Here is a 12,478-nt window from a genome sequence, read left to right on the forward strand (position 1 = left end):
GCGGCCGGCGCCGCGCCGCGATAGCCTCCCCGGCCTGACCGTCGGGGAGGCTTTTTCATGCCGGAGGAACGCCTGGGCATCCTGGAGCAGCGGCGCATCGAGGCCGCCTTCGCCAAGGGCATCTACGAGGAGATGAAGGCCGAGCTCGGCGAGGCGCGGGCCAAGGCCATCCTCTCCCGCGCCGTCGTCAAGCTGGCGAAGCAGACGGCGGCGGAGATGGCGAAGGAGGCACCGGGCGGCGAGGGCACGCTCGAGCACTTCATCGCCCTGCAGCCGCTCTGGACCAAGGGCGATGCCCTCAGCATCGAGACGCTGCGCAAGGACGCGCGGCACTACGACTTCAACGTCACGCGCTGCCGCTATGCCGAGATGTATCGCGAGATGGGCCTCGCCGATCTCGGCGCCGTGCTCTCCTGCAACCGCGACGGCGCCTTCTGCGAGGGCTACCACCCGAAGCTGAAGCTCGAGCGCAGCCAGACCATCATGGGCGGCGCCACGCATTGCGACTTCCGCTACACGATGGAGGAGTAGCCCGCGTGTCCGGCTACGTCGCGACGCTGCCCGAGGCCTATGAGCGCAGCATGGGCCGCTGGAGCCGGCTGCTCGCGGCGCGGCTGCTCGACGTGCTGGACCTGCCGCGCGGCGCGGCAGTGCTCGATGCCGGCTGCGGCACCGGCGCGCTCGCGGAAGCGGTCGCGGCGCGCGACCCCGCCGCGCGCATCACCGGGGTGGATGTCAGCGAGCCCTTCCTCGCCGCCGCGCGCGCCCGCGTGCCGGGTGCGACCTTCCGTCAAGGCGACCTTGTGCGGCTCGCCGAACCCGATGCGGCCCATGACGCGGCGATCTCACTGCTCGTGCTGCAATTCGTCGCCGACCGCACGGCCGCCGTGGCCGAGATGGCGCGCGTCACGCGCCCGGGCGGGCTCGTCGCGGCGGCGATGTGGGATTTCGTCGGCGGCTTTCCCTTCCTGCGCGCCTTCGCCGACGGCATCGCCGCGACCGAGCCCGACGGCGAGGCGTTCCGCGCGCGCTATCTCGGCGATTCCGTCGGCTCGCCGGGGCGCCTTTCGGCCCTGCTGGAAGGCGCGGGCCTCGAAGGGGTGGCGGAACGCGACCTCGCCATCCGCCAGGATTTCGCGGATTTCGACGACCTCTGGCAGCCCTGGCTGACCGGACAGGGCATCGCCGGCGCCTACATCGCCGCGCTCGACGAGGCCCGCCGCGCGCGCGTCGAGGCGCTGACCCGCCGCGCCTATCTCGCCGGCGCGCCCGACGGCCCGCGTTCCTTCGTCGCGGTGGCGCGCCTCGCGACCGGCCGCGTGCCGCGGCATTGATGCGCGGCGCGGTTCGCGCCACGCTCGCCACCGCCCGAGGGAGCCCCGCATGACCCGACGCCACAGCCCCGCCGCCGCACCGGCGCCCCCTGCCCGGGGCGCGGCGGCGCGGCGCACCGCACAGGCCGCGCGCCACGCATGCGGATAGCCGCACTCGACTTCCTCGGCGTCAATGTCACGCCCAGGACCAACTGGTGCTTCCTGCTGGTCCGCACCGAATGCGGGCGCACCGGTCTCGGCGAATGCACGCTGGCCGACCAGGAAGCGCTGCTCGGCGCCGAGGCGGCGCGGCTCGGCGCGGCGGTGGCGGGGCGGGATGCGCGCGAGCGCAACCGCCTCGCGCGCTTGCTGCCGCACGCGCCGGGCGGGCTCGTCGCCCATGCCGTGCTCTCGGCCTTCGAGCAGGCGCTGTGGGATCTCGCGGGGCAGGAGGCGGGGCGGCCCGTCCATGCGCTGCTCGGCGGCGCGCTGCGCGATGCGGTGCCGCTCTACGCGAACATCAATCGCGGCGCGAACCCGCGCACGCCGGAAGGCTTCGCCGCCGCGGCGCGGCGTGCCGTGGCCGAGGGCTTCGCCGCCGTCAAGCTCGCCCCCTTCGAGCCGCTGGTCTGGGAGGACGCCGCCGATCCCGCCCAGCGCGCGGCCTATGAGCGGGGCCTCGCGCGCATCGCCGCGGTGCGCGAGGCGGTCGGGCCCGCGGTGGATGTGATGGTGGACGCGCATTGGCGCTTCTCCGCCGGCGGGGCGGCGCGGCTCGTGCGCGATGTCACGCCCTTCGGCCTGTTCTGGCTGGAATGCCCGGTGGCCGAGGCGAACCACGCCGCGCTCCGCCGCATCCGGTCCCTGGCGAATGAGCGCGGGATGCGGCTCGCGGGTGCCGAGACGCTCGCCGGCCTCGGCGCCTATCGCGCCGTGATCGAGGCCGGCTGCTACGACGTGCTGATGCCCGACATCAAATACGCCGGCGGGCACGACGAGATCCGCCGCATCGCCGCGCTGGCGCAGACCGCGGGCATCGAGATCGCGCCGCACAACCCGACCGGGCCGGTCTGCCACGCCCATTCGGTGCATCTCTGCGCGACGCTGCCGAACCTGCTGCCGCTCGAGGTGCAGTTCGGCGAGACCGGGCGCTTCTTCACCCTCGTCAGCGGGGAGGATCTGCGCTTCGTCCAGGGCGCGGCGCGGCTGCCGGCAGCACCCGGCCTCGGCGTCGCGCTCGACGAGGCCGCCGCGCGCCTCGCGCCCTGGCAGGAGATGCCGGTCCCCTGGCTGGATCCGCGGCTGGGCTGATGCCGGTCTGGGTCGCCGCGACGCTGCTCGCCGGGCTGTTCCAGACCTGGCGCACCGCGCTCCAGCAGCGGCTGCGCGGGCAGATGTCGGTCAATGCGGCGGCGGTGGTGCGCTACCTCTACGGCGTGCCGGTCGGCGTACTGCTGGTCGCGCTCTATCTCGCGCTGGTCGGCGGCAGCCTCTCGGCACCCACGGGGATGTATCTGCTCTACTGCGCGCTGGGCGGGCTGGGGCAGATCATCGGCACCAACCTGCTGATCATGTCCTTCGCGCAGCGCGGATTCGCGGTCGGCACCGCCTATTCCAAGACCGAGGCGGTGCAGGCCGCGCTGATCGCCCTGGTCTTCCTCGGCGAGGGCTTCGGCGCGCTCGCCTGGCTCGGCATCGCAGTCTCGGTCGGGGGCACGCTCTATCTCTCGCTGGCCGGGCGCGTCTCCTCGCTGCGGGAGGCGGCGGCGGCGACGCGCCAGCCCTCGGCGCTCTACGGCCTTGGCGCCGGGCTTGCCTTCGCGCTCTGCGCCATCGCCATCCGCGCCGCGACGGCGGAACTCGACGGCCCGGACGCGACGCTGCGCGCGCTCGAGACGCTGGTTGTCATCAACGCCATGCAGACGCTGATGCAGGGGTCGTGGCTGGCGGCGCGCGAGCCGGCCTCGGTGCCGATGCTGTTCCGCAGCTGGCGGTCCTCGGCGCAGGTGGGTGCGCTCTCCGCGCTCGGCTCGGCCTGCTGGTTCACGGGCTTCGCCCATGCGCCGGTCGCGCTGGTACGCGCGGTGGGGCAGGTGGAGATCCTGTTCACGCTGCTGTTCAGCCGCTTCTTCCTGAAGGAACGGATGAAGCGCTCGGACGTGGCCGGTGCGCTGGTGGTGGTGTCGGGCGTGGTGCTGGTGCTGCTGGGGCGGTGAGGCCCGCGGCGCGCGGGCATGGCCGGATACGGCGTCCTTCACGGCCGCCGGGCATCGCCCGCCGGCATCGCGGGCCGCCACCAAGCCGACGCCGCGCTTGCGGCGGCACGAGGCGTCGGACTGTCGCCTAGTGGCATGGAGGCTCGCGGAGGCCCTGCCGTTTCCGCGCGCCCTCCGGCCGCAGCGGCTGAGCGCGTGCATCAACAGCACTCCGCATAGCGCGGCAGGATCCCGCCCTGCTCGACCCGGAAGCCGATCCCATAGACACCTTCCAGCACCGGCGCGGTGAGAACGCGCCCCGGCGCATCGCAGGCGACGAGCCGGCCCTCCGCCAGCACGGCGATGCGGTCGGCGACGAAGGCGGCCTCGTTCAGGTCGTGCAGCACCACCATCACCGCGAGGCCGCCGGCGGCGAGGCGACGCACCAGGGCAAGCAGCGCCGCCGCGTGCCGCGCATCGAGGCTCGCCGTCGGCTCGTCCAGCAGCAGCGCCGCCGGGCGCGGCGCGCCGTCGAGCTGCGCGAGCGCGCGCGCGATCTGCACGCGCTGCCGCTCGCCACCCGACAGCGTGGCATAGGCCCGGCCGGCGAGATGCGCCACGCCCGCCGCGGCCAGCGCGCGCTCCACCGCCGCGGCATCGCGCGCGGCCTCCGGCGTGCCATGCCAGGGCAGCCGCCCGAGCCCCGCCACATCGGCCGCGCGCATCGGGAAGGCGAGCGCGACATGTTGGCTGACCACCGCGCGCCGCCGCGCGAGCGCCAGGGGATGCCAGGCCGCGAGCGCGCGCCCCTCGCAGGCCACGCGCCCGGCCGCGGGTGCCGCCTCGCCGGCCATCAGCCGCAGCAGCGTGGACTTGCCCGCCCCATTCGGCCCGACCACCGCCACCACCTCCCCCGGCGCGAGGGCGAGCGAGACATCGGCGAGCAGCGCGCGCCGGCCGGCGCGGAAGGTCGCGCCCTCGGCTGCGATCACGCGCCCGCCCCCCGCCGCCGCAGCAGCCACAGGAAGAAGGGTGCGCCGAGCAGCGCCGTGACCACGCCCACCGGCAGTTCCGCCGGCGCGGCGAGGCTGCGCGCCGCAAGATCCGCAAGGACCAGCAGCGCGCCGCCCAGCAGCGCCGCTCCCGGCAGCACAAGCCGGTGATCCGCCCCGAAGCCGAGCCGCACCAGATGCGGCACCACCAGCCCCACGAACCCGATCAGCCCGGTGAAGGCCACCCCCGCCGCCACCGCGACGGCCGCCAGCACCACGGCGAGGCGTTTGACCGCCTCCACCCGCACGCCGAGATGGAAGGCCTCCGCCTCGCCCAGCAGCAGCGCGTTCAGCGGCCGCGCCAGCGCGCAGAGCAGCAGCAATGGCACGCCCACCAGCGCCAGCACCACCGGCAGCTGCGCCCAGCGCGCGCCGGCGAGGCTGCCCAGCGTCCAGAAGGTGATGTCGCGCACCTGCCGGTCATCGGCCATGAACACCAGCACCCCGGTCAGCGCGCCCGCGAGCGCGTTGACCGCGACACCCGCGAGCAGCAGTGTCGCCACCGAAGCCACGCCGCCGACCGTGCCGAGCCGAGCCATCAGCAGCGTCGCCAGCAGCCCGCCCGCGAAGGCCGCGAGCGGCAGCAGCCACAGCCCGACGAGTCCGGCCGCCGCGCCGAAGAGGCTGCCGCCGAGCACGATGGCCGCCACCGCCGCCAGCGCCGCCCCGGCCGAGACACCGATCAGCCCGGGATCGGCGAGGGGGTTGCGGAACAGTCCCTGCATGGCCGCCCCCGCGGCGCCGAGCCCCGCGCCGATCAGCGCGGCCATCAGCACGCGCGGCGCCCGCACCACGCCGAGCACCGCCGCATCGCGCGCATGTTCCGCCGGCAGCGGCGCGAGGCCCAGCGCGTCGGCCAGCGTCGCGAACAGCCCAGCGGCCGAGATGCGCGCGGGCCCCAGCAGCACGCCCGCCAGCATCGCGCCCGCGAGCACCAGCAGCCCGAGCGGCAGCAGGGCGAGCGCGCGCCTCTCGCGCGGGAGCGGAGCGGCGAGGCTCGCGCTCATGTCCAGGCCCGCGCGGGCAGGTCGGGCAGCGTCGCGCCCGGATGCAGCAGGCGCGCGAGATCTCGCCGCGCATGCGCCGCGCGCGGCCCGAAGCCGAGGAGGTAGGATCCGTCCATGCCGACCACGCGCCGGCTGCGCGCCAGCGGCGTGACCGCGAAGGCGGGCAGCCGCAGCAAGGCGTCGGGCCCGCCCGCCTCCTCGATCACATGGGCCATCATCACCGCCGCCTCGGGCGCGAGCGCGGCCGCCGCCTCGGCCGAGAGGGGGCGATAGCCGTCGAAGCCGCGCACCACGTTCACCGCGCCGGCCGTGCGCAGCATGGCATCGGCGTGGGTGCGCCCGCCCGCGACCAGCGGCGCGCCGCGCGCGGCCGAGAGCACGAAGATCGCGCGCACCGGCGGCAGCGCCGCGACCGGCGCATCGAGGGCGCGCCAGTCGTCCAGCACCGCCCCGGCGAGCGGCGCGCCGTCGAGCCCCAGCGCCGCGGCGACATCGCGCACGCGCCGCGCGATCCCGGGCCCGTCCTGCGCCTCGGGCACGACATGCAGCGGCGCGCCCGCGGCCCGCAGCACCTCGATCGCCTGCGGCGGCCCGGCATCCGACGAGAGCAGGATCAGGTCGGCCCCGAGCGAGAGCAGGCCCTCCGGCGCGAGGGCGCGGAAATAGCCCACCTTGGGCAGCGCGCGCGCGGCGGCAGGAAAGAGGCTCGTGCTGTCCGTCGCGACCACCCGCGCGCCGGCGCCGAGGGCGAAGACCGTCTCCGTCACCGCCCCGCCGACCGAGACGATGCGCGCGGGCCCCGCCATATCCGAGCGCGCGGGGCGCAGCGGCAGCGTGGCGGCGAGCGCGGCGAGCGCGCGGCGGGGCAGCATCATGCCGCCGCCTCGCGCGTCCGCGCGTGGCTTTCGGCGATGCGGGCGGCGATGGCGCGCCAGTCCGCGCGCTCGGGCTTGCCGGGCTTGCGCGCGCCGAAGATCAGCGCGACCACCTCGCCCGCCGCGTCCAGCAGCTCGATCGAGGTGACGGCGCCGTCCTCGGTGGGCTTCACGATCCGCCAGGCGGAGGCGACGCCGGCCTGGCGCAGATGCAGGTTGAAGTCGGGATCGAGCACGTTGAACCAGCCGGGGATGTCCACCAGCCGCTTGACCGGCCCGGTATGGATCTGGATGGCCGAGCGGTTGCCGACGAAGATCATCACCGGCATCTCCGCCTGCGCGGCGAGGCGCAGCGCATCCGCCCCGGCCTCGGGCGCGAGTTCGAGCGCGAGATCCTCCCCCGCGAGACGGAAGGCCTGGCGGCGCGAGGCCTCGTGCCGGCGCAGCATGGGGAAGAAGTCGTGGGTGTCGCGCAGCGCCAGCCAGTCGCTGCGCAGGGCGGCGGCATCCACCGCCTTCTCGGCCGCGGCCGGGCCCGGGGCGGGCGGCGCCTCGGGCGGCGGCGCGGCGGCCTCGGCGGTGAAGTCGGCGATGATGCGCGCCCAGCCATCGGCATCGGTGCCCTCGGTCGCGAAGACCTTGAGGGCGGCGATGCCCTCGCTGTCGAAGACCTGGATCGAGGGGCGCTCGCCGCCCAGCGCGTAGGCATGCGCCCAGCGGCCGGGGAACAGGCGAAGGTCGATGTCCGGGCCGAGCACCAGGATGTGGCCGGGGCCGGAGGAGACATCTTCGAAGCGCCCCTTGCGCTCATGGACCGCATGCTCGTTGCGGGTCAGCGCCATAATGCGGCCGGCCGCCGGCATGGCCGCGATCAGCCGCGCCCAGTCCGGGCGCAGCGGCGTGGCCGGGCCGGTGGCGCCGGAGGCGACGAGCGCGGCCTCGGTCACGCCCAGGCGTTCGGCGGCGTCGCGCGCGCGCAGCGGCTTGCCGGCCTCGCTGGTCAGCGCGGCATAGCGGTCGGCGATGGATGGCATGGGTGATGGCTCCCCTGGTCAGTCGAGGCGGAAATGGACGGGCACCTCGACCCAGGCGGGCACGGGGCGCCCGCCGGTGCGGGCGGGTTCGAAGGCCCAGCGGCGCACGGCGGCGACCGCCGCCGCGTCGAGCAGCGCATGGCCGGAGGAGCGCCAGATGCGCGTCTCCTGCGTCTCGCCCTCCGGCGAGACGAGCGCGCGCACCAGCACCGTCCCGGTCAGGCCGAGATCGAGGGCGCGGGGCGGGTATTCGGGCGGGCGCGGCGGGCGGCGGTAGCGCGGCGCGGTGACGAGGATCGGCGCCTCCTGCGCCGCCGCCGCGAGCACGGCGGGCGCGCCAGGCGCGCCGGCGGAAGCGGGCTGCAGGGCCGGGGCGGCCGGCCGGGAGGGCGCGGCCGAGGCGGCGCTGCGCGCGGTCTGGCGGGGCGCGGGATCGGGGCGGTGCTGCGGTGCGGGCGGGCTCGCGGCGGCCTCGCGCGGCGCGGGGGGTGGCGGTTCGGCGGCTGGCGCGGGCGGCAGCGGCAGGGCGGCGTCCGCGCGCGCGTCCGGCGCCGCCGCCAGGGCGGGTTCCGCCGCTGCCGTGGCCGCTTCGGCGGACTCGGATGCGCGCGCGGCGTCGGCTTCGGCGTTCTCCGCTGCGTCGCCCCCCGGCGCGGGCGTGGCGGGCGCAACCGGCGGTTCGGGCAGGGAAGCGGTGGGTGCTTGCGCACGCTCATCCGCGACAGGGGTGGGGTCGGGGGCGGCCGTCTCCGGCGCAGAATCCTCCCCGGGCGCTTGCGGGGCCGGGGCGGATTCGGCCCTCGCCTCCTCCGGCGCGGCACCGGGCGCGGGCGCGAAGGCGAGCGTGACCGCCACCGCCTCCGTCCCGGCCGGGGCCGGGGCGCCCGCGCTCCGGTCGAGGACCAGCGCCCCGGCCACCGCCGCATGCAGCATCGCCGAGGCCGCCACGGCCGCGCGCCGGGCGCCGGCCGCGCGCGGGGCGGGCGCCATCGGCTCACGCAGGCAGGGGGCGGCCGCGGGCATCGCTCAGAAGGTGAGGGTGACCGAGCCGCGCACGTTGCGCCCCGTCTCGTAGAAGGGCGGGGCCGGGTTCGCGTTCCAGGTCGAGCGGCGATAGGCGTGGTCGAACACGTTGTCCACGCCGATGTCGAAGCGCAGATTCTGCGCGAAGGCCGGCCGCCAGGAGGCGTAGAGGTCGAGGATGCCGTAGCCCGAGGTCTCCCGCGCCAGGCCGGGGATGTTGGTCGGGTTGCGGTCCTGCGCGGCCACGAGCTGCCAGCGCGCGCCCACCGTCACCCCGTCATCGAGGAACCGGTAGCCGCCCGAGAGCGTCATGCGATGCGCGGGCACCGAGGCGAGCGGCTGGTTGTCGGTCAGGTTGTCCCCGCGAAGGGCGGTGGCCGAGAGACCGGCGAACCAGGTGCCGGCGTCGTACTGGATCTCGGCCTCGACGCCGCGGATGCGCGCGTCGCGCACGTTCCGCGATTCGGTGGTGCGGGCGAAGACGAGCTGCTCGATGAAGTCGTCGATGCGGTTCTCGAAGGCGGTGATGCGCGCGCGCAGGCGGTCACCGGTGCGGAGCACGTCGCCGAAGCGGATGTTCAGCCCCGCCTCGAGGTTGCGCGAGGTCTCGGGCCGGAGGTTGGGGTTGGGCACGAAGCTGTTGCCAGGGAAGTGCTGGCCGGAGACGTAGAGCTCGGTCAGCGAGGGCGAGCGGAAGGCCTCGGAATAGGCGATGTAGGGTTCGAGCCAGGGCAGCACCTGGTAGGCGAGGCTGACGCGCGGCGAGAGCCGGTCGGCGTTGCGCTCGTTGGTGTTGCCGTCGGCGGACTGGCGGAAGCTGTCATGGCGCAGCGCGCCGGTCAGCGTGAATCCGGCGAAGGCGATCTGGTCCTGGATGAACAAGGCCGCGACCTCCTGGTGGGCGTTCGGGAACTGCCCGCGCGGGCGGCCGTTCTGCGTGCCTTCCTGCTCGTCGCGGTAGAACTCGCCGCCGATGGTCAGGGTGTGGCGGTCCCAGCCGAACAGCGCGAAGCGGCTGGTGTTCTGCACGTCGATGCCGGTGGTGGTCAGCTCGGTGGTGTCGCGCGCGCGCGTGCCGGTCTGGCGCCGCTCATCGAGGCGGATGTGGTTGCGGTAGAGCACCACCTGCGGATTGAGCAGCGGCATCGAGGGGTCCGAATAGGACCAGCGGAGGGTGTAGACCTCCTGCTCGGTGTCGCGGTCGGTGATCGAGGTGGTGGTGGCGGTATTGGCCGCGATCGGGATGACGTGGCTGTCGCGGAAGACGATCGCCGAGAGGTCGAGCAGGTGGAATCCCGGCCGCCACTGCATCCGCGCGAGGCCGCTGAGGATGTTGTCCGCGGTGAAGGGGATGGTATTGCCCGCCCCGTCCGTGAGATTGCGGTTGGAGAAGCCGCCGAGCGCGCCGAGCACGGCGACATCGCCCGCCCGCGCCGCGACGGCGCCCGCGCCGCGCCACATCCCGCCCTGCGTCTGGTAGCCGCCGCGCAGGAAGCCGCCGAACTCGAAGGGCAGCTCGGCGCCTTCGGGGCGGGGGCGGATCAGGTCGTCGGGTTCGAGGGTGCGCAGCGCGATCACGCCGCCGATCGCGCCCGAGCCGTAGAGCGTCGAGCCCGGGCCGCGCAGCACATCCACTTGGCGCAGCAATTCGGGGTCCACGAAGACGCGCCCGCGATGCCCGGCGTTGAAGTTGTTGCGCGCGCCGTCGAGGCGGAACACCACGCGCTCCCCGCCCAGGCCGCGGATCAGCGGCTCGACGGCCGTGGTGCGCGGCGCGCCCGAGATCTCCACGCCCGGAACGTCGCGCATCATCTCCGCGACCGAGCGCGCATCGCGTTCGCGGATCTCCTCGCGCCGGATGACGGAAACAGGGGCCGCGCCCTCGCCCGCGACCATCGGCGTGCGGGTCCCGGTAGCGGTGACGGCATCGAGCGGCGTCGCCGCGGATGGGGAGGGGGTTGCGGCCTGCTGCGCGGCGGCCGGCGCGGCGGCGATGAGGGCGAGCGCGGTGGCGAGGAGATGTCGCGAGTCCATGGGCTGTCCGGTCCTTTGGGACGGGGCCTGTGGCTGGCTCGCATGCGGATCGGGCGATCCGTGGCTGGCTGGCGCGGCGGCGCGTCGGTGGGGCTATTTGGTGAGGATGAGCTTGTCGTTGGCGGTCAGGCGAAGGCGATAGGCGGCCCCGGCGTGAAGGATCGTGACCTCCCGCGTGGTGCGGAACAGCTCCTCGCTGCGCAGCACGGCGTCGGGCCGCGGCGGGTCGCCGGGCCTGCCCGGCGCGATCATGCCGTCCGACGGCCGGGCCTGGCCGCCGGCGCCGGTCTGCACGATGCCGTCCGATGGTCCGCCGCTGCGCTGCTGCACGGGCGCGTCTCTCCTTCTGCCGTTCGGGGCCGCGATCGGCGGCCCGGAAGCCGGGGGCGATGCGGGGACCGCCCGCCGGATGCGCGGGGCATAACGCAATTGAGAGGCATTCGCAATAGGGTGCAGAACGCTGCCGCGCCGCGGCCGGCCGGCAACCCGCGCGGCGCCCTCCGGACCGCGGCGACCCATTGGGGGTGCGGAATCGCGCCGTGCTGTCCGCGGCGCGGCCGTCCCGAACCGCGCCGTCCGGCGCCGGCCGATGCTGGCGAGAAACGGGCCGACCGGCCGCGTGTGGCGCCGGGGCCGCGGACGACGACCGGCCTCCGCCCCGCCCGTCAGGCCTTCGCCGCCACGGGCCGCAGGCGCCGCTTGCGCGCGGCCGGGCGGCGGGGGGCGGGGCGGTCGGCCGGCTTCGCGGCGGCTGCGGCCTTCAGCGCGGCGAGATCGGGCAGGCGCAGGAGCGTGGTGCGCAGGAGCAGGTCTCGGCGGATGGACATCTCGGCGGGTTCCGAAGGCGAGTCGCGGCAGGCAGGGTGTTGAACCCGGAAGTCGTGGCAAATGAAGGGCTTCACGGCGAAATCTCGGTGACACGACGAGCATGGCCCGCGCCGCGCGGCGCGCGGCGGCGCGGGGCCGACGATATGGGCGCGCGCCCCGCGACGCGGAGGCGGTTTCCGGGCATGGCTGCCGACCGGCTGGCGCGGGTCGCGGCGCGTGCCGGGCGGCGCCTGCTCGCGCCGGGCGAAGGCTGCAGCCCCGCGCCTGCCGACATCGCGCGCGGGGCGCTGGCGCCGGTGCGGGCCGGGCCCCGCAACGGCCATGCCCCGCCGGGCGTCAGCCCGCGGCCTGGGCCGTGCCCTGCCGCGCCGCCTCGGCCCGGATGGCGGCCATGGCCTCGCCGCGGAAGCGGATGCCGGAGACCGGCACCGGCAGCCCCGCCTCGCCCAGCGCGCGCATCACCCAGGTGTTGCAGGTGAAGCCCAGCGTGTAGGGCAGGCGGGAGGGCACCAGCAGCCAGCGGCCGGAGGGCGATGCCGCAGGCGGCGGGCCGGCGATCTGGCCCGCGACGAAGCCGAGGATCGCGGCGGTGCCCCCGGCAGGCAGGCGCAGCGCCACACTCTCCTCCGCGCCGGGGGGCGTGGCGGCCCACAGGATGCGGAAGGAGACCACCGCCGGCCCGCCGGCAAGCGCGCCGAGCGCCTCGGCCGAGCCGGGGCGGTCGGCCCGCATCCAGGCCTCGAGGCCGAAGCCGAGGGCGAGGCCCGCCGCACCCGGCGCCTCGGCCAGGGCGGGGGAAAGCGGCCCCTCGCGCAGCGCGGCGGCGGGCAGGCAGAGATCCGTGTGCCACGCCTCGGCGGCGATGATCGCGGATTCGGCCGAGAGGGCCGGCGACGGCCCGGCCGGCGGGGCGGCGCCACCGCAGGCCGCGATCGGAAGGGCGAGGGCGGCGCGGCGCGGCGGCATGGTGGCAGGCCATCACGCGGCCCGGCCTGCTGTCCAGTCTCGCAGGGGGGGCATGGCGCGCTGCGGGCGGCGGCGCCGGGAAGGGAAGGCGAATGGGGCATTGCGGCATGGCGATGAATCCATCTCGGAGAACATGGTTCTCTCGAGGGGC

The 12,478-nt window shown here is 75.7% G+C and carries 12 protein-coding genes and 1 pseudogene; 4 read left to right on the forward strand and 9 right to left on the reverse strand.

From position 1 onward, the window contains the following. Positions 1-57 precede the first annotated feature (57 nt). The 4 genes from FHS88_RS02740 (at position 58) to FHS88_RS02755 (ending at position 3,529) form a co-directional block, all read left to right on the forward strand. Positions 58-531: an L-2-amino-thiazoline-4-carboxylic acid hydrolase gene (locus FHS88_RS02740; protein ID WP_184481031.1), complete on the forward strand. Its 474-nt coding sequence runs from the start codon at positions 58-60 to the stop codon at positions 529-531. 5 nt (positions 532-536) lie between these two features. Beyond that, positions 537-1,334, forward strand: a complete 798-nt coding sequence (locus FHS88_RS02745; RefSeq protein WP_184481033.1) for a methyltransferase domain-containing protein — start codon at positions 537-539, stop codon at positions 1,332-1,334. A gap of 138 nt (positions 1,335-1,472) precedes the next feature. Continuing rightward, positions 1,473-2,624, forward strand: coding sequence for a mandelate racemase/muconate lactonizing enzyme family protein (locus FHS88_RS02750; RefSeq protein ID WP_184481035.1), 1,152 nt, complete (start codon positions 1,473-1,475; stop codon positions 2,622-2,624). Further along, a complete protein-coding gene (locus FHS88_RS02755) occupies positions 2,624-3,529 on the forward strand; it encodes an EamA family transporter (RefSeq protein ID WP_184481037.1) in 906 nt (301 codons plus the stop codon). Before FHS88_RS02750 ends, FHS88_RS02755 begins: the two co-directional genes overlap by 1 nt. A 200-nt stretch (positions 3,530-3,729) precedes the next feature. On the opposite strand, the pseudogene FHS88_RS02760 reads toward FHS88_RS02755, so the two are convergent. The 9 genes and pseudogenes from FHS88_RS02760 to FHS88_RS02800 form a co-directional block, all read right to left on the reverse strand. Continuing rightward, a pseudogene (locus tag FHS88_RS02760) lies at positions 3,730-4,470 on the reverse strand (heme ABC transporter ATP-binding protein); the annotation flags it as partial. Positions 4,471-4,496: 26 nt separating this feature from the next. After that, positions 4,497-5,567, reverse strand: coding sequence for a FecCD family ABC transporter permease (locus FHS88_RS02765; RefSeq protein WP_184481041.1), 1,071 nt, complete (start codon positions 5,565-5,567; stop codon positions 4,497-4,499). Then, positions 5,564-6,439 (reverse strand): heme/hemin ABC transporter substrate-binding protein, encoded by an 876-nt coding sequence (locus FHS88_RS02770; protein WP_184481042.1) that lies wholly within the window; start codon positions 6,437-6,439, stop codon positions 5,564-5,566. Before FHS88_RS02770 ends, FHS88_RS02765 begins: the two co-directional genes overlap by 4 nt. After that, positions 6,439-7,476 carry a hemin-degrading factor gene (locus FHS88_RS02775; RefSeq protein WP_184481044.1) on the reverse strand — a complete coding sequence of 346 codons (1,038 nt, stop codon included), beginning with the start codon at positions 7,474-7,476 and terminating at the stop codon, positions 6,439-6,441. The genes FHS88_RS02770 and FHS88_RS02775 overlap by 1 nt, the downstream gene beginning before the upstream one ends. 18 nt (positions 7,477-7,494) lie before the next feature. Then, entirely contained in the window at positions 7,495-8,499 is a 1,005-nt protein-coding gene (locus tag FHS88_RS02780; RefSeq protein WP_184481046.1) for a TonB family protein, read from the reverse strand. A 3-nt stretch (positions 8,500-8,502) separates the two neighbouring features. Further along, entirely contained in the window at positions 8,503-10,533 is a 2,031-nt protein-coding gene (locus FHS88_RS02785) for a TonB-dependent hemoglobin/transferrin/lactoferrin family receptor (protein WP_184481048.1), read from the reverse strand. Positions 10,534-10,626: 93 nt separating this feature from the next. Continuing rightward, complete coding sequence (gene hemP, locus FHS88_RS21290) at positions 10,627-10,863, reverse strand: hemin uptake protein HemP (RefSeq protein ID WP_184481050.1); 237 nt, start codon at positions 10,861-10,863, stop codon at positions 10,627-10,629. Between the two features lie 335 nt (positions 10,864-11,198). After that, positions 11,199-11,360, reverse strand: coding sequence for a hypothetical protein (locus FHS88_RS02795; RefSeq protein ID WP_184481052.1), 162 nt, complete (start codon positions 11,358-11,360; stop codon positions 11,199-11,201). Between the two features lie 337 nt (positions 11,361-11,697). Then, positions 11,698-12,327 carry a DUF2459 domain-containing protein gene (locus tag FHS88_RS02800; protein WP_184481053.1) on the reverse strand — a complete coding sequence of 210 codons (630 nt, stop codon included), beginning with the start codon at positions 12,325-12,327 and terminating at the stop codon, positions 11,698-11,700. Positions 12,328-12,478 lie beyond the last annotated feature (151 nt).

The sequence above is a fragment of the Neoroseomonas alkaliterrae genome (genome assembly GCF_014199195.1).
GTDB lineage: Bacteria > Pseudomonadota > Alphaproteobacteria > Acetobacterales > Acetobacteraceae > Neoroseomonas > Neoroseomonas alkaliterrae.

Bases quoted from the DNA above. Each gene is read 5' to 3' on its own strand.
- FHS88_RS02740 (WP_184481031.1), top strand. From the start codon at position 58: ATGCCGGAGGAACGCCTGGGCATCCTGGAGCAGCGGCGCATCGAGGCC.
- FHS88_RS02750 (WP_184481035.1), top strand. From the start codon at position 1,473: ATGCGGATAGCCGCACTCGACTTCCTCGGCGTCAATGTCACGCCCAGG.
- FHS88_RS02755 (WP_184481037.1), top strand. From the start codon at position 2,624: ATGCCGGTCTGGGTCGCCGCGACGCTGCTCGCCGGGCTGTTCCAGACC.
- FHS88_RS02765 (WP_184481041.1), bottom strand. From the start codon at position 5,567: ATGAGCGCGAGCCTCGCCGCTCCGCTCCCGCGCGAGAGGCGCGCGCTC.
- FHS88_RS02770 (WP_184481042.1), bottom strand. From the start codon at position 6,439: ATGCTGCCCCGCCGCGCGCTCGCCGCGCTCGCCGCCACGCTGCCGCTG.
- FHS88_RS02775 (WP_184481044.1), bottom strand. From the start codon at position 7,476: ATGCCATCCATCGCCGACCGCTATGCCGCGCTGACCAGCGAGGCCGGC.
- FHS88_RS02780 (WP_184481046.1), bottom strand. From the start codon at position 8,499: ATGCCCGCGGCCGCCCCCTGCCTGCGTGAGCCGATGGCGCCCGCCCCG.
- FHS88_RS02785 (WP_184481048.1), bottom strand. From the start codon at position 10,533: ATGGACTCGCGACATCTCCTCGCCACCGCGCTCGCCCTCATCGCCGCC.
- FHS88_RS02795 (WP_184481052.1), bottom strand. From the start codon at position 11,360: ATGTCCATCCGCCGAGACCTGCTCCTGCGCACCACGCTCCTGCGCCTG.
- FHS88_RS02800 (WP_184481053.1), bottom strand. From the start codon at position 12,327: ATGCCGCCGCGCCGCGCCGCCCTCGCCCTTCCGATCGCGGCCTGCGGT.